19 protein-coding genes and 1 pseudogene are annotated in these 19,001 nt (G+C 70.4%); 9 read left to right on the top strand and 11 right to left on the bottom strand.

Annotated features, from left to right (window positions below; translation table 11 throughout):
* Positions 1-7: 7 nt before the first annotated feature.
* Entirely contained in the window at positions 8-457 is a 450-nt protein-coding gene (locus tag BFF78_RS13430) for a VOC family protein (RefSeq protein WP_069778545.1), read from the top strand.
* 15 nt (positions 458-472) lie between these two features.
* On the opposite strand, the gene BFF78_RS13425 is transcribed toward BFF78_RS13430, so the two are convergent.
* Positions 473-1,072: a GOLPH3/VPS74 family protein gene (locus BFF78_RS13425; protein ID WP_069778544.1), complete on the bottom strand. Its 600-nt coding sequence runs from the start codon at positions 1,070-1,072 to the stop codon at positions 473-475.
* Positions 1,073-1,325: 253 nt separating this feature from the next.
* Positions 1,326-3,191, bottom strand: coding sequence for a ricin-type beta-trefoil lectin domain protein (locus tag BFF78_RS13420; RefSeq protein ID WP_069778543.1), 1,866 nt, complete (start codon positions 3,189-3,191; stop codon positions 1,326-1,328).
* A gap of 108 nt (positions 3,192-3,299) precedes the next feature.
* Between BFF78_RS13420 and BFF78_RS13415 the strand changes: the two genes are divergently transcribed.
* Both BFF78_RS13415 and BFF78_RS13410 read left to right on the top strand, forming a co-directional pair.
* A complete protein-coding gene (locus BFF78_RS13415) occupies positions 3,300-6,314 on the top strand; it encodes a glycoside hydrolase family 3 protein (RefSeq protein WP_069778542.1) in 3,015 nt (1,004 codons plus the stop codon).
* Between the two features lie 48 nt (positions 6,315-6,362).
* The gene (locus BFF78_RS13410; protein WP_069778541.1) at positions 6,363-7,736 is read left to right on the top strand and encodes a hypothetical protein; all 1,374 of its coding nucleotides are present in this window, start codon (positions 6,363-6,365) and stop codon (positions 7,734-7,736) included.
* A 20-nt stretch (positions 7,737-7,756) separates the two neighbouring features.
* On the opposite strand, the gene BFF78_RS46170 is transcribed toward BFF78_RS13410, so the two are convergent.
* A complete protein-coding gene (locus BFF78_RS46170) occupies positions 7,757-7,894 on the bottom strand; it encodes a hypothetical protein (RefSeq protein ID WP_159033001.1) in 138 nt (45 codons plus the stop codon).
* An 8-nt stretch (positions 7,895-7,902) separates the two neighbouring features.
* Between BFF78_RS46170 and BFF78_RS13405 the strand changes: the two genes are divergently transcribed.
* On the top strand, positions 7,903-8,106 hold the full coding sequence (locus tag BFF78_RS13405) for a hypothetical protein (RefSeq protein WP_069778540.1): 204 nt from the start codon (positions 7,903-7,905) through the stop codon (positions 8,104-8,106).
* Positions 8,103-8,381, top strand: a complete 279-nt coding sequence (locus BFF78_RS13400; protein ID WP_159033000.1) for a hypothetical protein — start codon at positions 8,103-8,105, stop codon at positions 8,379-8,381. The genes BFF78_RS13405 and BFF78_RS13400 overlap by 4 nt, the downstream gene beginning before the upstream one ends.
* A 3-nt stretch (positions 8,382-8,384) precedes the next feature.
* On the opposite strand, the gene BFF78_RS13395 is transcribed toward BFF78_RS13400, so the two are convergent.
* Positions 8,385-8,993 (bottom strand): YceI family protein, encoded by a 609-nt coding sequence (locus BFF78_RS13395; protein ID WP_069778538.1) that lies wholly within the window; start codon positions 8,991-8,993, stop codon positions 8,385-8,387.
* Between the two features lie 236 nt (positions 8,994-9,229).
* Between BFF78_RS13395 and BFF78_RS46845 the strand changes: the two genes are divergently transcribed.
* The 4 genes and pseudogenes from BFF78_RS46845 to BFF78_RS13385 all read left to right on the top strand — a co-directional run bounded on the left by BFF78_RS46845 (position 9,230) and on the right by BFF78_RS13385 (position 12,135).
* On the top strand, positions 9,230-9,403 hold the full coding sequence (locus BFF78_RS46845) for a hypothetical protein (RefSeq protein ID WP_165289340.1): 174 nt from the start codon (positions 9,230-9,232) through the stop codon (positions 9,401-9,403).
* A gap of 59 nt (positions 9,404-9,462) precedes the next feature.
* Positions 9,463-10,158, top strand: a pseudogene (locus BFF78_RS45445) (polysaccharide lyase beta-sandwich domain-containing protein); the annotation flags it as partial.
* Positions 10,159-10,312: 154 nt separating this feature from the next.
* The gene (locus BFF78_RS13390; RefSeq protein WP_069778537.1) at positions 10,313-11,908 is read left to right on the top strand and encodes an acyl-CoA carboxylase subunit beta; all 1,596 of its coding nucleotides are present in this window, start codon (positions 10,313-10,315) and stop codon (positions 11,906-11,908) included.
* 35 nt (positions 11,909-11,943) lie between these two features.
* The gene (locus tag BFF78_RS13385) at positions 11,944-12,135 is read left to right on the top strand and encodes an acyl-CoA carboxylase subunit epsilon (RefSeq protein WP_069778536.1); all 192 of its coding nucleotides are present in this window, start codon (positions 11,944-11,946) and stop codon (positions 12,133-12,135) included.
* A 125-nt stretch (positions 12,136-12,260) separates the two neighbouring features.
* Here BFF78_RS13385 and BFF78_RS13380 read toward each other — a convergent pair whose 3' ends face one another.
* From BFF78_RS13380 to BFF78_RS13350, 7 genes are all read right to left on the bottom strand, one after another.
* Positions 12,261-12,842, bottom strand: a complete 582-nt coding sequence (locus tag BFF78_RS13380) for a GTP-binding protein (protein ID WP_015657622.1) — start codon at positions 12,840-12,842, stop codon at positions 12,261-12,263.
* The gene (locus tag BFF78_RS13375; RefSeq protein ID WP_069783549.1) at positions 12,823-13,389 is read right to left on the bottom strand and encodes a DUF742 domain-containing protein; all 567 of its coding nucleotides are present in this window, start codon (positions 13,387-13,389) and stop codon (positions 12,823-12,825) included. Before BFF78_RS13375 ends, BFF78_RS13380 begins: the two co-directional genes overlap by 20 nt.
* A 95-nt stretch (positions 13,390-13,484) precedes the next feature.
* Positions 13,485-13,898, bottom strand: coding sequence for a roadblock/LC7 domain-containing protein (locus tag BFF78_RS13370; RefSeq protein WP_004983065.1), 414 nt, complete (start codon positions 13,896-13,898; stop codon positions 13,485-13,487).
* 10 nt (positions 13,899-13,908) lie between these two features.
* Positions 13,909-17,127: a sensor histidine kinase gene (locus tag BFF78_RS13365; RefSeq protein ID WP_193433450.1), complete on the bottom strand. Its 3,219-nt coding sequence runs from the start codon at positions 17,125-17,127 to the stop codon at positions 13,909-13,911.
* A 390-nt stretch (positions 17,128-17,517) separates the two neighbouring features.
* On the bottom strand, positions 17,518-18,093 hold the full coding sequence (locus BFF78_RS13360) for a GTP-binding protein (RefSeq protein ID WP_069778535.1): 576 nt from the start codon (positions 18,091-18,093) through the stop codon (positions 17,518-17,520).
* On the bottom strand, positions 18,074-18,472 hold the full coding sequence (locus BFF78_RS13355) for a DUF742 domain-containing protein (RefSeq protein ID WP_009190816.1): 399 nt from the start codon (positions 18,470-18,472) through the stop codon (positions 18,074-18,076). Before BFF78_RS13355 ends, BFF78_RS13360 begins: the two co-directional genes overlap by 20 nt.
* Before the next feature lie 111 nt (positions 18,473-18,583).
* Positions 18,584-18,997 carry a roadblock/LC7 domain-containing protein gene (locus tag BFF78_RS13350; protein WP_023546525.1) on the bottom strand — a complete coding sequence of 138 codons (414 nt, stop codon included), beginning with the start codon at positions 18,995-18,997 and terminating at the stop codon, positions 18,584-18,586.
* Between the last annotated feature and the right edge of the window lie 4 nt (positions 18,998-19,001).

The following is a 19,001-nucleotide window of genomic DNA, read 5'->3' as shown; positions in this document are numbered from 1 at the left end:
TGGAGGCATGAGCACAGACGCGACCGACCTGCTGTCCCGGGCCCGCGTGGCGACCCGGCTGCCCGCCGGGGACCTGGAGCGGGCCCGGCGTTTCTACGCCGAGAAGCTCGGCCTGGAACCGGTGGACGAACGCCCCGGCGGGCTGCTGTACCGCTGCGGCGGGAGCGATTTCGCGATCTTCCGCTCCACCGGGACCTCGTCCGGCACGTTCACCCAGATGGCCTTCGAGGTGGACGACCTCGACGCGGTCGTGGCGGAGCTGCGGCGCCGGGGCGTGGTCTTCGAGGAGGTCGACGTGCCCGGCATGCGTACCCGGGACGGCATCGCCGAGATCGAGGGGAACTACCCGAGCAAGGGCGCACGAGGGGAGCGGGGCGCCTGGTTCCGGGACAGCGAGGGCAACCTGCTGGGAGTGGGCCAGCCGGTCCGCAGATCACCGGGCCCCTACTTCCGCTAGGTCCTTTCCCTGGGTTCAGGGGGCCCGCCAGATGTTGTCGAAGGCCACGTTCTCGATGCGCCGCCGCTCGCGTACGGCCTCCAGCTCGGTCACCGCGTCGCCGACCGCCACCAGGACGGTGACGACCGCCTCCTCGCCGGGCTCCTCCTCGGACGGGTGTTCGCCCTGGATGCCCAGGGTGGCGGCGAGAGAGGCGAGAACCGGCTCGCGGGACCACCAGCGATCGGCCGCGTGCCGCCGGGCCGGGGTGTCGGCCGCCGCGGCCTTGTCGCCCCGGCGCGGCCAGCGATGCCGTTTCCCGGAGAGCTGCCCCGCGCGGTCCAGGACATCGCGATAGGCGGTGGCCAGCCCCTCTCCCCGCCGCCACAGCCAGTCCTCGACCGTCTCGTACGGCTCCTGCCGCACGAGCGCGGCCCCGGCCTCGTCCAGCATCCGGTCACCGGTGGTCAGCACGGGACCGGGCACGATGTTCTCCCCCTCCAGGGTGAGCGCCCGAGCCCCGAGCAGGTCGATCAACTCGGCCCCAGCGAGCGCCAGCGACAGATCACCCTGCTCGACGGGGTGATCGCCGGGCACATCGAGACTGACGAGGAACAGATCCTGCGGTGTGGTCATACCGGCTCCAGGACGAACGGTCGGTCAGGAACGGCCCGGGTCGTCCGGGCGGCCACAGCGGAAGCGTACCGAGCCCTCTCGCGCACAGCCCTTCCTCGGCGGGGCCCCGCTCCCAAACCGCCCGGCTCCCCCCATCGTCCCCCACCCACCCGGCCCCCGCCCCTCCAGTCCGGCCGGGCGAGATCACATCTCCGGCCGGCCGAGCCGGGCGGGTCCCCCTGCACTGACCGACCCGCAGCCCTGGTGTGGTGGTCTACCGCAGGTGCCACTTCTGGTTGGCGGCGCCCGTGCAGGACCAGATCTGTGCCCGCGCCCCGTTCGCCGACGAGTTGTCCGTCACGTCGAGGCACTTGTCGGCCGCCGTGTTCACCACATCACCGGTGGACGCGTTGTACGACCACTGCTGCGCCCCGGTGCCGTTGCAGTCGTACAACTGCACCTTCGCACCGTCCGCCGTCGACCCCGACGTCACGTCCAGGCACTTGCCGAGCGCCTGGACCGCCCCGTCGGCCGTCACCGTCCACTGCTGGGCCGAGGTGCCGTTGCAGTCGTAGAGCTGCACCGCCGTACCGTTGGTGCTCGAACCGCCCGCCGCGTCCAGGCACTTGCCGGCCAGGCCGACGAAGGTGCCGGTCCGTGCGCCGCCGTCGGACTGCGTGCCGGACCAGGTGAAGGTGGCCGAGGTCCTGCCGGGCAGCGAGTAAGTGGCGTGCTGCGAGCCCCAGTCGATGGTGACCGTCTGCGCCGAGGAGGAGCCGTTGTACGCGATCAGCGCCTTGCTGCCGTCGGGGTTGCGCCAGGCCACGTTCGGCACGGTGGCGGAGGCCGTCGACGCGATCCGCTGGGCGCCCGGCCGTACGAACTTGGTCAGGTGGCCCATGTCGTAGTACTCGACCGTGTAGTCCACCGTCCCGCTCGCGCCGTCCCCGTTGTGCACGGTGACCAGACCCGTACAGGTGCCGCAACCCCCGTTGTGGGGACCGCCGTTCTGGTCCACGGCCAGCGACCACTTGGTCACCGACTTCGCCCAGTTGCGGGTGTAGTCGATGATGTTGGACATGTCCTCGCGCTGCTGGTCGGCGATCCAGGTGCCACCGGAGTGCTCGGTGCCGAACGCGTCCAGCGACGGGTACTGGTCGTGCACGGTGGTCTGCTTGCCCACGTCACCGCCGTAGCCGTGCCAGGCGATTCCGCCGAAGTTGGGGTGGTCGCGGATCGCCGGGTCGTCCACGGACTGGGCGGCGTAGGAGTCGTACGTGTCCCAGTTCCAGTCGTGGGCCAGCACCTTGGTGCTCAGCCCCGCCGACTGCAGCTGCGGCAGCAGGTCGTTCTTGAGGAAGTACTGGATGCCGGACGCGTTCCAGCTCATCGAGGGGTAGCCGGAACAGCAGGTCGGCTCGTTCTGCGGGGTGACGTACGAGACGTTGATCCCCTGGTCCTTGTACGCCTGGAGGTACTTCACGAAGTAGCCGGCGTACGCCCCGTAGTCCTCGGCCTTCAGCCAGCCGCCGTCGAGTGAGCCGCTGTCCTTCATCCAGGCCGGGGCGGTCCAGGGGGAGGCCATCACCGTCAACGCCGGATTCAGCTGGAGTGCCTGCTTGGTGAGCGGGACGACGTCCGCGAGGTCGTGCGCGATCGAGAACCTGGCCAGGTTCGCATCCGTCTGGCCGGACGGCACGTCGTCGTACGTGTAGCCGTACCGCGCGAGATCCGAGGCGCCCATCGGGTTGCGCAGGAACGACAGCCCGATGCCGTCCGTCGGTGAGAACAGCTTGCGCATGGTGGTGTCCCGGGTCGCCTGGGACAGCGCCCCGCTGCCGTTCATCAGCCAGGCCGCGGTGTCCGTGAAGGACGCGCCGCCGCCGGTGAAGGTCTGGTACCGGGTGTTCTCGTCCACGGTGATGTTCGTGCCGCTGCCGCCGGTGCCGGACTGGAAGGCGAACGGCGTCTGCGGCTGGAGGCCGCGCACGACATGCCGCCCTGCGGAGTCGTCGGTGGTGGTGAGCCAGGCCGTGACCTGCTCACCGGCCGCGTGCGCGGGGGGTACGGCGGCGGTGAGACCGGCGGCGGAGAGCAGCCCGGCCAGCAGCAGCCGGACTGTGCGGGGGGTTCTCCTCATGTGCGTCGCCCTTCAACTGACGTGCACTCTTGACGGGTTGGGGAGCCGTTAGTTAACTCACGGCGTGATCTAAGCCATGAGTGAACCATGAGAGCCGAGGGAAGGTCCATGCCAAGAACCGCCCTGCTCGTCTCCGGGGCCTTGCTCGCCGCCCTGTTGCCCCTGTCCGCCGCGGCGCACGCCGCAGACGACCCCGCGCCCGTCCCCGTCGACCGCTTCGAGGGCGAGGTCCCCTTCGCCTCCCAGCCCGCCGACGGCATCTTCACCTGGGGCAGCGACGCCGACGACCCGCCCGCCCTCCACCTCACCGACCGCGCCGACGCCCCCGAGGGCGCCAAGGTCCTCACCGGCACCTACGACATCAGCGGCTACGGCGGCTTCACCCACGACTTCGCCGCCGGCCGGCCCGCCCACGACTGGTCCGCCCACCAGGGCATCCGCTTCTGGTGGGAGGGCCGCGACAACGGCCGCAAGATCGCCTTCGAGATCAAGGACGGCGGCGCGAACGGCGAGGCCTCGGAGCTCTGGACGACCTCCTTCACCGACGACTTCACCGGCTGGAAGCAGATCCAGATCCCCTTCACCGACTTCGCGTACCGCACCGACTACCAGCCGGTCGGCGGCATCGACCACGTCCTCGGGCTCACCGGGATGTGGGGCTACGCCGTCACACTCCCGGCCGGCACCAAGGGCGACTTCGCGATGGACGACGTCGAGTTGTACGGCAAAGCCGACCCGTCGCTGCGCGCCTCCGTCAGCACCGACGCGCCCGTCTACCCCGTCCGGGCGGGCGGCACCGCCGAGGTCGAGGTCACCCTGGCCACCACCGGGGACCGGCCCGTCGACGAGCCCGTGACGGTCACGTACAAGACCGCGGGCGGCACCGCCACCGCCGGCCGGGACTACACCCCGACCGAAGGCACCCTCACCTTCCCCGCCGGCACCGCCTCGGGGGCGACGCGGACCATCGAGGTGCCCACCCGGGCGGCCAAGGCCCCCGCAGCCGCGAAGACCATCCCGCTCAAGCTCGCGGTCGCCGGCGCCAAGGCCCCCGCCGAGACCCCGCAGATCGTCATCGACGCGCACGGACTGCCGTACCTGAACGCCGAGTTGCCGGTGAAGAAGCGCGTCGCGGACCTGCTGTCCCGCATGTCGCTGGAGGAGAAGGCCGGGCAGATGACCCAGGCCGAGCGCGGGGCCGTCGGGGGCGGGGGCGACATCGCCACGTACGCCCTCGGCTCGCTGCTGTCCGGCGGCGGCTCCACGCCCACACCCAACACGCCCGAGGCCTGGGCGAAGATGGTCGACGGCTTCCAGCTGCGCACCCGGGCGACCCGCTTGCAGATCCCGCTGATCTACGGCGTCGACGCGGTCCACGGCCACAACAACCTCTACGGCGCCACGATCATGCCGCACAACATCGGCCTCGGCGCGAGCAGGGACCCTCGACTCGCCTACAGTACCGGCTCGGTGACGGCCGCCGAGGTCCGCGCCACCGGCATCCCCTGGGACTTCGCGCCGTGCCTGTGCGTGAGCCGCGACGAACGGTGGGGCCGCTCCTACGAGTCCTTCGGCGAGGACCCCGCCCTCGTGCAGTCCATGGAGACCGTCATCCAGGGCCTCCAGGGCCGGGCCGACGGCCGTGACCTGAGCCGGAACGACAAGGTGCTCGCCACCGCCAAGCACTTCGCCGGCGACGGCGGCACCGCCTACGGCTCCTCCACCACCGGCACCTACACGACAGACCAGGGCGTCACCACGGTCACCCGGCAGCAGCTGGAGGACATCCACCTGGCCCCGTACCGGACGGCCGTCGAGCGGGGCATCGGCACGGTCATGCCGTCGTACTCCTCCCTCGACATCGTCGGGGACGGCAAGGGCGCGGTGAAGATGCACGCCCGCGGCGACATGATCAACGGTGTGCTCAAGGACCGGATGGGCTTCCACGGCTTCGTCATCAGCGACTGGAACGCCATCGACCAGCTCCCCGGCGACTACGCGACCCACGTCCGTACGGCGGTGAACGCGGGCGTCGACATGATGATGGTGCCGTACTCCTACAAGGACTTCAGCGGCACGCTCGGCGACGAGGTGAAGGCGGGCCGGATCAGCGAGAAGCGGATCGACGACGCCGTATCCCGCATCCTCACCCAGAAGTTCAGACTGGGCCTCTTCGAGCACCCCTACGCCGACACGTCCGGCGCCGCCGCCATCGGCTCCCCGGCCCACCGGACGGTCGCCCGCGGGGCCGCCGCCGAGTCGCAGGTGCTGCTGAAGAACAGCGGCGGGCTGCTGCCGCTGAGGAAGAGCGAGAAGGTGTACGTCGCCGGGTCCAACGCCGACGACCTAGGCAACCAGACCGGCGGCTGGACCCTCACCTGGCAGGGCGCGTCCGGTACCCACACCCGGGGCACGACCATCCTCCAGGGGATGCGGGACGCCGGGGGAGACGTCACCTACTCCAAGGACGCCTCGGCCCCGACGGACGGCTACGACGTCGGCGTGGTCGTCGTCGGCGAGACCCCGTACGCCGAGGGCGTCGGCGATGTCGGCAACGGCCACAGCCTGCAGCTTTCGGCGGCCGACCAGGCGGCCGTGGACAAGGTGTGCGCGGCCATGAAGTGCGCGGTGCTGATCGTCTCCGGCCGCCCGCAGCTCATCGGCGACCGGCTCGGCTCGATCGACGCACTGGTGGCCTCCTGGCTGCCCGGCACCGAGGGCGAGGGCGTCGCCGACGTCCTCTACGGCAACCGCCCCTTCACCGGACAGCTCCCCGTCACCTGGCCGAAGTCCGAGTCCCAGCTCCCGATCAACGTCGGCGACACCTCGTACGACCCCCAGTTCCCCTACGGCTGGGGTCTGACCACGCTCACCGGCGTCCCGCGCGGCGGCACGGAGACCCTGAAGGCGCTGGATGCGGCGGCGACGGCGGCCGAGCGCAAGGGCGATGCCCGGGCCGGCCGTGAGCTCGTCACCAAGGCGCGGCTGCTGGTCCAGCAGAAGATCGGCGAGCGGATGACACAGGCGGTGGCGAAGCCCTTCGCCGACGCCGACCATCTGCTGCTGACCGGCCGGTACGGAAAGGCGGTGGAGAAGCTGACGGAGGCGTACCGCGCCACGTAAGCCCTGCCTGTGTGTCCGGTTACGGGAGGCTTCGGGTAGCTTCGAAGCATGAAGGCCGTCCTGCGGACCCGAAGCCTCCCGGCCCTGCTGCTGGCCGCCCTCGCCCTGGCCCTCGCGACCATGTTCGCGCCCTTGGCGAGTGCGGACACCAGCATCTCCACGATCGCCCAGGCCCTCCGCAAGAGCCCGGTCTACGTCGACCCGGCGGCTTCGGCACAGCTGCCGAAGGCGGACGCCGACGCGCTCGCGAAACGCATCAAGGACGCGAACAAACCGCTGTTCATCGCGGTGCTCCCGGCCGGCTACCCGACCGCGCACCTCTTCTCCGGCCTGCGCGCGGCCACCGGCATCACCGGCCTGTACGGCATCCGCCTCGGCGACCGCTTCGACGCCCGCGCGGACTCCTCCGTCATGTCGGCGACGGCCCGGCGGAACCTGGTCGCCAGTGTCCAGGGCGAGTCGGCCAAGGCCCAGCTCACCGACTTCACCGACCGCGCCCTGGCCAACATGGGCGGTCACGCGCCGAAGAGCTGGGGCGGCGGCGCCGGCGGGGGATCCTCCGCCGCGGCCCTGATCGCCGTGGCCGCGGTGCTGGTGGCGGGCGGTGCGGGCGCCTACGCGCTGGTGCGCCGGAGCCGCCGCCGGCACGCCGAGGAGCAGCGGGCCGCCCTGGACCGGCTGCGGGTGGTCGTGGACGAGGACATCACCGCCTTCGGCGAGGAACTGGACCGCCTCGACTTCCAGCCGGCCGACCCCGGCGCCGACGACGCGATGCGCGCCGACTACGAACACGCACTGGACGCCTACGACACCGCCAAACAGCGCATGGCGCAGGCGAGCCGCCCCGAGGACGTCCGCACGGTCACCGAGGCGCTGGAGGACGGCCGTTTCTCGCTGGCCCGCCTCGCCGCCCGCCGCGAGGGCCGCCCCCTGCCCGAGCGCCGCCCGCCCTGCTTCTTCGACCCCCGTCACGGCCCGTCGGTGACCGACGCCGACTGGTCCCCGCCCGGCGGCGCCCCGCGCCAGGTGCCCGTCTGCGCGGCCGACGCCACCCGGCTGGCCGACGGCCGCGACCCGGTCATCCGCGAGGTCGACACCGACTACGGCCGCCGCCCCTACTGGAACGCGGGTCCCGCCTACGGCCCCTGGGCGGGCGGCTACTTCGGCGGCGGCATCCTGCCCGGCCTGCTCGTCGGCACCCTCCTCGGCAGCATGATGGCCACCCCCTCGTACGCGGCCGACTACGGCACCGGGTACGGCGACTTCGGCCCCGGCTACGGCGGTGACTTCGGGGGCGACTACCAGGGCGGCGACGTCTCCGGCACGGACTTCGACGCCGGGGACTTCGGGGGCGGGTTCGGGGACGGCGGGGACTTCGGCGGGGGAGACGGGGGCGGAGGCGACTTCGGCGGGGGCTTCTGAACGGCGGGCCTGCCGGTCCGTCAGTGCCGCTCGCCGTCGTCCTTCGTCTCCAGGGACCCCAGCCGTTCCATCAGCCCGGCCGCCAGCCCCGGCACCCCGCGCTCGGTCTCGCCGAGCGACCCGAGTACCCGCGCCGGCCAGGCGTCCCGCCCGGCCATGTCCCGGCGTGGCGGCGGCGTTCCTCTGCGGCCGGCTGTTCTTCGACGACCACTGGCCGTGGGCGGTCCTCACGGTGTACGTCAAGGCCGGCGGCAACCGCCGCCGAACGGACGTACCGCGCAAGGGAGTCGAGCGCTTCGCCGGAGCGAGCCTGGGCCGCTCCTGGCCACCGGCGTGGCGGCGGCGGGCATCACCGGCGGGGCGTCGGTGACCGTGATGTTCGCGATCCTCACCGCCGCCCTGTGGTTGCGCCCGCTCGACTACGCCTACTGGGCGGTCGGCATGACCACGGCCCTCCCGCTGCTCCTCGGCTACTTCGGCCAGAACGCGACCGACCTGCTCCCGACCCGCCTGGCCGCGATAGCGCTGGGCGCGGCCCTGTCCATCGGGGTGGCCTGGTGGCTCCTGCCGGTGGGCGGCCGCACCGGCGGGCCCACCGTTCAGCACCGGCAGCGTGCCACCAGGCAGGCGCAGACGGCCCGTTGAGGCTCAGGCGTTCTTGACGGCCGAGATGTCGAAGTTCAGCTTGATCTTGTCGGAGACGAGCACTCCACCGGTCTCCAGCGCCGCGTTCCAGGTCAGTCCCCACTCCGAGCGCAGGATCTCGGCCTTGCCCTCGAAGCCGACGCGCTCGTTGCCGAACGGGTCCTTCGCGGCGCCGTTGAACTCCAGGTCGATGGTGATCGGCCTGGTCACGCCGAGGAGGGAGAGGTCGCCGGTGATGCGGTAGTCGTCGCCGCCCAGGGCCTCCGCCTTGGTGGAGCGGAAGGTCATGGTGGGGAACTCGTCGATCTTGAAGAAGTCGGACGACTTCAGGTGGCCGTCCCGGTCGCTGTTGCCGGTGTCGATGCTCGCCATCGTGATGTCGAGCGCGGCGGTGGACCTGGCCGGATCCGCCCCGTCCAGGTGCAGTGTGCCGGTGAAGTCCTGGAAGCCTCCCTTGACGTTGGTGACCATCGCGTGGCGCGCCACGAATCCGATGGTGGTGTGCGCCGGGTCGATGGTGTAGTCGCCGGTCAGCACGGTCAGGTCGGGGCCCGCGCCGGTCGGTGCGGCGGTGGTCTCGGGGGTGCTGTCCTTGCGGCTGAAGATGCCCATGTCGTGCTCCAGGAAAGTGTCTGTGAAAATGTCTGTTGAACGTTAAACGAACTCGTTGTTCCGAAGGTAGACCCATTCGGTTCGGTTTTCAACATCATCCGGAACGTATCTTCGACATCACCCAGAGTGACGCCGTCCGAGCTCTGGCGGACGCGCGCAGACCTCGGGCACCATCTGCGTGCACCACCTGCACAGCCGCCCCACCAGAAGCCCGGCCCACCGCAGGAAAGGTCCCCATGAAGCTCGTCAGAACCATGCGGTTCCGTTCCGTCCTGACCGCGCTCACCCTCGTCGTCGCCCCCGGCGTCGCCGTCCTCGGCACCGCCACCGATGCCTTCGCCGTCACCAAGATCAGCCAGGCCACCGCCGAGTCGATGTTCCGCCAGGTCTACAACTGCGGCGGCTGCTGAGCCGAAGCACGGGAGGGCGGCATGACACCGGCCCCCGGCTCCCTCTGGCCCGGCCGGGCGTCAACGGCCGGGCCATCAGCCGGGGTTGCCTGCGCGACGACGAACACCTCATGCGCAGCGACCACTTCCACGGGCACGCGCTCATCGCGGCCGTCGCGCTGCTCGCGGGTGGGGCGGACGAGGAGGAACGCAAGCGGTGTACGCGAGGGTGAAGGCTCGGATCCAACGGGACGTCAGCACACCGGTGTTGACGGACGACCACGACTGGTTCCGGCCGACCGTCGACCGGTATCGGCTGCCGGGCACCACCGTCTCCACCAGGCGACGGGCCGACCGGGTTCTTCCTCGATGACGCCGTGGTCTGTCTGGCGCCGGGATCACCTGACGCCGAGCACCCTGCACGAGGACCGCACCGGCGTCAGGTCCGACATCCGCGGCCGAGACCGCCGCCCGGGCGGTACGCCCCCACTGGCTTTCGGTACTCGCCAACGACACCGCCTGCCAGGCCGTCGCCGTACCCCGGTCCTGACGGGCGCGAACTTCTGGCGGGCCGGTACGGTGGGGGAGCCGAGCGTCTCGGCGGGCGCGAGCGTGCTCGGGGTGCGCCGGGGCCGCAGGGACACCCTCCGGGTGAGCGAGCCGCCCCGCACGGGCGTGCCGCGCCGCTGGAGCTCGTCCGGGACCGCCGTCTGGGGCCGCGTGTCACCCCGGGGATGGCATGCGCCAGCCATGAATGTGGGGTGGCCCTCCGGTGATGTCTTTGTGGCCCCCCTACAACGCAGACACCCTGTGAGCAGTCGGAACGGCTGCATGCGCCCATGGTTCTGTTCACTGGTACCAGGAAAACGGGCCGGAGACTGTACGGAGTCGACGGCTCGCTTTCCTTGGTGTCCTTCGTAAGGTCGCTACATGACCGTTTTGGAAGAGACGACGGGTGAGCCGACCGGCGAGCCGACGGACGCGCGCGGACGGGTCGCCGAGCTGCACGAGATTCGTGCCCAGGCCATGGCGGGCCCCAGCGAGAAGGCGACCGAGGCGCAGCACGCCAAGGGCAAGCTGACGGCGCGGGAGCGGATCGAGCTGCTCCTGGACCCGGGGTCCTTCCAGGAGGTCGAGCAGCTGCGCCGGCACCGTGCGCAGGGCTTCGGCCTGGAGGCGAAGAAGCCGTACACCGACGGTGTCATCACCGGCTGGGGCACGGTCGAGGGCCGTACGGTCTTCGTGTACGCGCACGACTTCCGGATCTTCGGCGGCGCGCTGGGCGAGGCCCACGCCACCAAGATCCACAAGATCATGGACATGGCCATCGCGGCGGGCGCGCCGCTGGTCTCCCTGAACGACGGCGCGGGCGCCCGCATCCAGGAGGGTGTCTCGGCCCTCGCCGGCTATGGCGGCATCTTCCAGCGCAACACCAAGGCCTCGGGTGTGATCCCGCAGATCTCGGTGATGCTGGGCCCGTGCGCGGGCGGTGCGGCGTACTCGCCGGCCCTGACCGACTTCGTGTTCATGGTCCGTGAGACCTCGCAGATGTTCATCACGGGCCCGGACGTGGTCAAGGCGGTCACGGGTGAGGAGATCACCCAGAACGGCCTGGGCGGCGCGGACGTCCACGCCGAGACCTCCGGCGTGTGCCACTTCGCCTACGACGACGAGGAGACCTGCATCGCCGAGGTGCGGTACCTGCTGTCGCTCCTCCCGCAGAACAACCGCGAGAACCCGCCCCGGGTGGACTCGTCCGACCCCGCCGACCGCCGTGGCGACGCGCTGCTGGACCTGGTCCCGGCCGACGGCAACCGGCCGTACGACATGGCCAAGGTCATCGAGGAGATCGTCGACGACGGCGACTACCTGGAGGTCCACGAGCGCTGGGCGCGGAACATCATCTGCGCGCTGGCCCGGCTGGACGGCCAGGTCGTCGGCATCATCGCCAACCAGCCGCAGGTCCTCGCGGGCGTCCTGGACATCGAGGCCAGCGAAAAAGCTGCGCGCTTTGTCCAGATGTGTGACGCTTTCAATATCCCGATCGTCACCTTCCTGGATGTACCGGGGTTCCTCCCCGGTGTCGACCAGGAGCACGGCGGAATCATCCGCCACGGCGCGAAGCTGCTGTACGCCTACTGCAACGCGACCGTGCCGAGGATTTCGCTGATCCTGCGCAAGGCGTACGGAGGTGCCTACATCGTCATGGACTCCCAGTCGATCGGCGCCGACCTCACCTACGCCTGGCCGACGAACGAGATCGCCGTGATGGGCGCGGAAGGTGCCGCGAACGTCATCTTCCGGCGGCAGATCGCCGGGGCGCAGGACCCCGAGGCCATGCGTGCGCGGATGGTCAAGGAGTACAAGTCCGAGCTGATGCACCCCTACTACGCGGCCGAGCGCGGCCTGGTGGACGACGTGATCGACCCCGCCGAAACCCGCGAGGTCCTGGTGAAGTCCCTGGCGATGCTCCAGTCGAAGCACGCCGACCTGCCCTCCCGCAAGCACGGCAACCCTCCGCAGTAACCCTGCGGACACTTCTCTCACGGAGACTGACACCCATGGACAACGCTGAGATCCGCGTCGAGAAGGGCCATGCCGAGCCCGAGGAGGTCGCTGCCATCACGGCCGTCCTCCTGGCACGTGCGGCGGCCACCCCGTCGGCCCCGACGCACCGCGCCCGCAGGAAGGCCGCCTGGCGCCGCCTGGAACGAGAGGGCGGCTTCCGCGCCCCGCACAGCTGGCACGGCTAGGCTGCGCCGCTCGTAGGCTTTGAAGGGCCCCTCCGCTGTGGAGGGGCCCTTCAACGTTGTGCGCACACACCGACGAAAAACCCCGCGCCCCTTCAGGGGCGCGGGGTTGCTTCACGAACGATCGGCTACCGCAGCCGTGCCATCAGGGCGTGCTCGACCAGCGTGATCAGCGCGCTCTTGGCGTCGGCGCGGTGCCGGGCGTCGGTCGTGATGATCGGGGTGTCCGGCCCGATCTGCAGCGCCTCGCGGACCTCGTCCGGGTTGTACGGCTGGTTGCCGTCGAAGCCGTTGAGGGCGATGACGAACGGCAGGCCCGAGTTCTCGAAGTAGTCGACGGCCGGGAAGCAGTCGGCGAGGCGCCGGGTGTCCACGAGCACCACCGCGCCGATTGCGCCGCGCACCAGGTCGTCCCACATGAACCAGAAGCGGTCCTGGCCGGGGGTGCCGAACAGGTACAGGATCAGGTCCTGGTCCAGGGTGATACGGCCGAAGTCCATGGCGACGGTGGTCGTCGTCTTGTCTCCGGTGTGGGTGAGGTCGTCGATGCCGGCCGAAGCGGACGTCATCACGGCCTCTGTGCGCAGCGGGTTGATCTCCGAGACGGCGCCGACGAACGTGGTCTTGCCCACGCCGAAGCCGCCCGCCACCACGATCTTCGCGGAGGTGGTGGAGCGGGAAGGACCGCCGCTAGAGCTTGCGAAGTCCACTGAGCACCCTTTCGAGCAGTGTCACGTCTGGCTGGCCACCGGCGTTCTCGTCGCCGCCGGGCTGATGGATGGCGACCAGGCCCGCCTCCGCCAAGTCGGCGACGAGAATCCTGGCCACGCCGAGGGGGATCGTCAGCAGCGCGGAGATTTCCGCCACCGACTTGATCTCCCGGCACAGGTTGCAGATCCGCTGATGCTCGGGCAGCTGGCCCTGCATCTGGTGCGGAGCGGCGGTGGTGTGCACCAGTGCCTCGATGGCGAGCTGGTAGCGCGGGCGGGTCCGGCCGCCGGTCATGGCGTACGGACGCACCAGGGGATTGTTGGATGCCGACGCCGGCGCCGGCTCGGGGCGGCGCTGCGGCTGTACCGGCTGGATGCGCGGGGACGGCGGCTGGTCGTACGGCGACGGGCCGGGGCCCGGTCCGTACGGCTGCCGGTGGCTCGGGGCGGAGGGGAAGTTGTACCGGTTCGCTGAACCGTCGCCCTGGCCCTGGGCAGGGCCGTACGACCAGTTGCCCGAAGACGAACCGCCTGGGGGTGTTGCCACTTTCTCCTCCTCCGACTGCGCCGGGGCGCCCATCCCTGTGGAGCCGCGTCCCGAAACCTTACGGCCCCGGGACGCGAATACGCACCGTCCGATTCCTAGTTGAGAAGGCTCCCCTGGAGCTCCGCACGGAGATCCGGGGTCAGGACCGTGCCCGCGCGGTCCACCAGAAGGGCCATCTCGTACCCGATGAGGCCGATGTCCGCTTCCGGGTGGGCCAGGACCGCGAGCGACGAACCGTCGGAGATGGACATGATGAAGAGGAATCCCCGCTCCATCTCCACAACCGTCTGATTCACGCTGCCCCCCTCGAAGATCCGGGAGGCGCCTGCCGTCAGAGACGTCAGACCGGAGGCGACGGCCGCGAGCTGGTCGGCGCGGTCGCGGGGAAAGCCTTCGGACATCGCCAGAAGGAGTCCGTCGGCGGAGACCACCACCGTGTGGGACACCCCCGGGGTGTTGTCCACGAAGTTGGTGATCAACCAGTTCAGGTTCTGTGCCGCCTGGCTCATCGGGCTCACACTAACGCTCCTGGTTGTAGGTGCTGTCAGGACCGAAGCCCTGGCCGTTCGTTTCACTGCCTGCGTTGCGTCCGCGCTGGACGCCCCGACGCAGGTTGCTCAGCCTGCCCCGGACGTCCTCCGGAGCACGGGAGACCTGTGGGCCCCCCTGGGGGGTGGTTTCGGCGGCACCCGAGACCAGATTGGCCTTGGGCACCCGCCGCGGCAGGCCCGAGGAGGTGACCCCGCCTGCCTTGGGCTTGCGGAGCTGCGACGCCTGCTGCCAGCGCTCGTCGTTCTGCGAACGCCAGGTGCTGTTGTCGCCCGCCCCCGGTGCGTTGCCCGGTGCCGGCGCCTCCTGCTGCGCGCGCGCCGCGCCTGCCGCGGTACCCGAGCCGTTGGAACCGCTCGCGACGGATCCGCGGCGGGGCAGCCCGGCGTCGGTCAGCTCGTGGGCGGCGGGAGAGGCCGGTCCCGGACGGTCGAAGCCTACGCGGTTCCGCTCACTTACGTCAGCGGCCTGCGAGGATTCCGTTTCCGGAGCGTACTGGTCCGGATAGCCGTTCGTGTAGCTGTTCTGCTGGGGCCAGTCGTCCTGGTACGACGGGCTCGGCGCCGGCTCCGCGTACGCGGGGTCCGGGTAACCGCCGTTCGCGGAGAAACGGTCGGTCTGCGGCAGCTCGCCGTTCGGCGTGTAGTACTGCTCCTCGTACGGCGAAGCCTGGGACGCGGAGTGCGGCTCCGCGTAGGTCTCCTGGTACGGCTCCCGGTACGCGGCCTGCTGCTCCTCGTACGCCGGCTGCTGCTCCTGGTAGGCGCCCTGCGGCCGGTCGAACAGCGGGTCCTCGTACGCCGGGGCCTCGGTGGCCTCCGCCTGCATCTCCGCGGGCTGCTGCCCGTGCGTCTGCGCCTCCAGGGCCGCCCGGCGCTCCTCGCGCATCAGGGAGCGGCCGACCGGGTCCAGCTCGCGGATGTCGTCGGGGACGTCCACGTACCGGCTGTCGTCGAAGCCCAGTTCGGCGGCGGTGCGCATGGGCTGCGCCTGGGTGAAGTTCTCGCCCTGGAACTGCTGCTCCGGGATGATCTGCGAGACCGTGAACTCCTCGCGGTCCAGCGGGGTCTCGCCGCCACCGCCGTGCGTGATCGCGTCGGGCAGCATGACCAGGGAGGTCGTACCGGCCTGCTCGCCCGAGGGGCGCAGCTGGACGCGGATGCCGTGCCGGTCGGACAGCCGGCCGACCACGAACAGGCCCATGCGCTGGGAGATCGCGGCGTCCACGGTCGGCGGGTTGGCCAGCTTGTGGTTGATGTCCGCGAAGTCCTCGGCGGTCAGGCCGATGCCCTTGTCGTGGATCTCGATCATGATGCGGCCGTCGGGGAGACGGGTCGCGGTGACGCGGACCTTGGTCTGCGGGGAGGAGAACGTGGTGGCGTTCTCCAGCAGCTCGGCGAGCAGGTGCACGAGGTCGGTGACCGCGCGGCCGTGGATCTCGGCCTCGGGGACGCCGGACAGCTCGATGCGCTCGTACTGCTCCACCTCGGAGGAGGCGGCGCGCAGCACGTCGACCAGCGGGACCGGCTGGTCCCAGCGGCGGCCGGGCTCCTCGCCCGCGAGGACCAGGAGGTTCTCGCCGTTGCGGCGCATACGGGTGGCCAGGTGGTCCAGCCGGAAGAGGTTCTCCAGCTGGTCCGGGTCGGCCTCGTTGTTCTCCAGGTCGGTGATCAGGGTCAGCTGGCCCTCGATCAGCGACTGGTTGCGGCGCGAGAGGTTGGTGAAGATCGCGTTGATGTTGCCCCGCAGCAGGGCCTGCTCGGAGGCGAGCCGGACCGCCTCGCGGTGGACCTGGTCGAAGGCGCGGGCGACCTCGCCGATCTCGTCCTTGGTGGTGATCGGGATCGGCGCGACCCGGGTGTCGACGCGGCCGGGGTCGGTGCGCGAGAGCTGGTCGACCAGCATCGGCAGCCGCTGCTCGGCGATGCCGAAGGCGGCGTTGCGCAGCTGGCGCATCGCGCGGCTCATCTGGCGGGCCACCAGACCGGCCAGGATGAACGCGGCGAGCAGGGCGATCACGACCACGGCGCCCGTGGTGATCGCGGAGCTCTTGGCGTCGTCGGCGATGCCGGAGGCCTCGTTCACCGCCTTGTCGGCCATGTCCGACTCGATCTGGCGGTACGCGTTGAACTTGAGGGTGTTGACCGCCCACCAGTTCTCGGCGGTGACGCCCTTGAGCGCGAGCTGCTGACGCGCGGCCGTGTCCGGGGAGTCCAGCGTGGCGAGCGCCGTGACCATCTTCTGCGGGTCGGACGGCGGGGCGACGTAGTTCGGGTTCTTGGCCTTGGCCTCCTGGACCATGGCCGCGGCCTTGGTCTGGATGTCCCTCTTCTCCGCGTCCAGCTTGTCCGCGTCGGCCTGGGTGCCGCCGCCGAGGTACTCCTCGACGGCGATGCCCTCCAGATAGGCGTAGGAGGAGAGGGCGACGCGCTGGCTCGCCAGGTTGGGGGCGTCCGGACCCGGCTTGACCAGCATGTGCATGCCGATCGAGCGCTCCAGCGACAGCGCCGCCTTGGTGAGCGAGATGGCGTAGACGGTACGGCCGTAGGAGGTGATGTTGCCGGTGCCCAGGCCCAGCTCGTTGGCGAACTCCATCAGCGGGTGGGCGACCTTGACGTAGCCCTCCTCGGTCTGCACACCCGTGAACTTGGGGGTGTACGCGGCGGCACGCAGCGTCTGCAGGAAGGGTTCGCTCTCGCGGAACAGCTTCAGCCGGCGCTCCAGGCCGGACTTGTTCGGCATGTTCTTCGCGGCGGCGTCGAAGTCGTCCGCGGCGTGGTCGGTGGCGTTGCGGGCCGCGGCGACGGTCTGCTTGTCCTGGGCGGTCTCCAGCTTGCCCTTCAACAGGGGAGCGGCGGTGACGTCACGCTCGTTGTAGAGGGCGTCGGCGTACGACAGGGAGGCCCGCACCAGGCGCGCGGTGTTCTCGGCGTCACGGGCCTGCTGCCAGGTGTCGATCGAGTTCTTCACCTGGAAGCCGCCCATGACGAGGCCGACCGCCACGGGTATGAGCAGGATCGCGTTCAGTCTGGTCGGCACGCGCCAGTTGCGCGGCGAGAAGCGGCCGCCGCTCGGCGCGGGCGTGGCCGTCGGCTCTCCGCCGGGTACGGGGGTGGGCGCCGCAGCGCGCGGCGGCGGGGTGAAGTTGCCCCGTGCCGACGGCTCGGGACCGTTCTTGCTTCGCCTCACTCGACCAACAACCTCTCGGCGGTCGGCACCTACGTCGTGCCGCAGTCTCTCAGAGCCCGGTTCGTCATCGACTAGTGAGTACGTCTTTGACTATTGGGCAGTTCAGGCATTCCAGCACGTGGACCTGGGGACTTCCAAACAGTGGAAACCTGGCCGTGACGCTCTTGTAAGCCCTAGATAAAACGGTCATAAAGAGCGAGCCCCGCCAAAAGGCGGGGCGTTTGTGAGCGCAGCGGTACTGCGCGACCGCGTCGCGTGGTGAAGCCGGGGGATTCCTCTGCCGAACTGTTATGAACACCGGAGCCGACCGTGTCAAAGGCCACAGTCGGCTCCGGTCCGCTGACGATCAACTGCCGTGACCGACGTCGTACTTGAGTACGTACGCGTGTGCTACTTGAGCCGTGCCATCAGGGCGTGCTCGACCAGCGTGATCAGCGCGCTCTTGGCGTCGGCGCGGTGCCGGGCGTCGGTCGTGATGATCGGGGTGTCCGGCCCGATCTGCAGCGCTTCCCGCACTTCCTCGGGGGCGTAGGGCTGCTGGCCGTCGAAGCCGTTGAGGGCGACGACGAACGGCAGGCCCGAGTTCTCGAAGTAGTCGACCGCGGGGAAGCAGTCGGCGAGGCGCCGGGTGTCCACGAGCACCACCGCGCCGATCGCGCCGCGCACCAGGTCGTCCCACATGAACCAGAAGCGGTCCTGGCCGGGGGTGCCGAACAGGTACAGGATCAGGTCCTGGTCCAGGGTGATACGGCCGAAGTCCATGGCCACCGTGGTGGTGGTCTTGTCTCCGGTGTGGGTCAGGTCGTCGATGCCCGCGGACGCGGACGTCATGACGGCCTCGGTGCGCAGCGGGTTGATCTCGGAGACGGCGCCGACGAACGTCGTCTTGCCGACGCCGAAACCACCCGCCACCACGATCTTCGCGGAGGTGGTCGCCCGCCCTCCGTCAGAGCTTGCGAAGTCCACTGAGCACCCTTTCGAGCAGCGTCACGTCCGGAGCGCCGCCGTTGTTCTCGTCGCCACCCGGCTGGTGGATGGCGACCAGGCCGGCCTCGGCGAGGTCGGCCACCAGGATCCGGGCCACTCCGAGCGGCATGGCCAGCAGCGCGGAGACCTCCGCGACCGACTTGACCTCCCGGCACAGGTGGCAGATGCGCTGGTGCTCCGGGAGCAGTCCCATGAGCGCTGCCGGGTCGGCCGTGGTGCTGATCAGCGCCTCGATCGCGAGCTGGTAGCGCGGCCGGGTCCGGCCGCCGGTCATCGCGTACGGACGGACCAGCGGCTGGTCGCCCTCGTCCCCGTACGGTTCCGCGTACGGATCGTGATGGGCGGTGGGCGGGGTCATGAATCCTCCGGGCGGGACAGCAAGTCGGTCGGTCAAGCCGTCTGTCGGGGGCCGGTGGGGGGATTGTGGCGGCCGGACGGTGGTTTGGTGAGGTGGGTGGTGCCGGGGCGGTCAGTGAAGCAGACTGCCTTGGAGTTCGGCGCGCAGGTCCGGGGTGAGTACCGCCCCTGCGCGGTCGACGAGCAGTGCCATCTCGTAGCCGACGAGACCGATGTCGCACTCGGGGTGGGCCAGGACCGCGAGGGACGACCCGTCCGAGACGGACATCAGGAAGAGAAACCCGCGCTCCATCTCGACGACCGTCTGCGCCACGGTGCCGCCCTCGAAGATCCGGGACGCCCCGGCCGTCAGCGAGGTCAGCCCGGACGCGACGGCCGCCAGCTGGTCGGCGCGGTCGCGGGGGAAGCCTTCGGACATCGCCAGCAGAAGGCCGTCGGCGGAGACCACCACCGTGTGCGACACCCCGGGGGTGTTGTCCACGAAGTTGGTGATCAACCAGTTCAGGTTCTGTGCCGCCTGGCTCATCGGA

This window comes from Streptomyces fodineus, assembly GCF_001735805.1.
Lineage (GTDB): Bacteria > Actinomycetota > Actinomycetes > Streptomycetales > Streptomycetaceae > Streptomyces > Streptomyces fodineus.
This window is presented reverse-complemented; position numbering and strand designations above follow the sequence as displayed.

Excerpts from the sequence above, each read along its gene's own strand:
- BFF78_RS13385 (WP_069778536.1), top strand. The coding sequence starts at position 11,944 with ATGGACAACGCTGAGATCCGCGTCGAGAAGGGCCATGCCGAGCCCGAG.
- BFF78_RS13415 (WP_069778542.1), top strand. The coding sequence starts at position 3,300 with ATGCCAAGAACCGCCCTGCTCGTCTCCGGGGCCTTGCTCGCCGCCCTG.
- BFF78_RS13350 (WP_023546525.1), bottom strand. The coding sequence starts at position 18,997 with ATGAGCCAGGCGGCACAGAACCTGAACTGGTTGATCACCAACTTCGTG.
- BFF78_RS13425 (WP_069778544.1), bottom strand. The coding sequence starts at position 1,072 with ATGACCACACCGCAGGATCTGTTCCTCGTCAGTCTCGATGTGCCCGGC.
- BFF78_RS46845 (WP_165289340.1), top strand. The coding sequence starts at position 9,230 with ATGAAGCTCGTCAGAACCATGCGGTTCCGTTCCGTCCTGACCGCGCTC.
- BFF78_RS13410 (WP_069778541.1), top strand. The coding sequence starts at position 6,363 with ATGAAGGCCGTCCTGCGGACCCGAAGCCTCCCGGCCCTGCTGCTGGCC.
- BFF78_RS13370 (WP_004983065.1), bottom strand. The coding sequence starts at position 13,898 with ATGAGCCAGGCGGCACAGAACCTGAACTGGTTGATCACCAACTTCGTG.
- BFF78_RS13395 (WP_069778538.1), bottom strand. The coding sequence starts at position 8,993 with ATGGGCATCTTCAGCCGCAAGGACAGCACCCCCGAGACCACCGCCGCA.
- BFF78_RS46170 (WP_159033001.1), bottom strand. The coding sequence starts at position 7,894 with ATGGCCGGGCGGGACGCCTGGCCGGCGCGGGTACTCGGGTCGCTCGGC.
- BFF78_RS13355 (WP_009190816.1), bottom strand. The coding sequence starts at position 18,472 with ATGACCCCGCCCACCGCCCATCACGATCCGTACGCGGAACCGTACGGG.
- BFF78_RS13390 (WP_069778537.1), top strand. The coding sequence starts at position 10,313 with ATGACCGTTTTGGAAGAGACGACGGGTGAGCCGACCGGCGAGCCGACG.
- BFF78_RS13420 (WP_069778543.1), bottom strand. The coding sequence starts at position 3,191 with ATGAGGAGAACCCCCCGCACAGTCCGGCTGCTGCTGGCCGGGCTGCTC.
- BFF78_RS13430 (WP_069778545.1), top strand. The coding sequence starts at position 8 with ATGAGCACAGACGCGACCGACCTGCTGTCCCGGGCCCGCGTGGCGACC.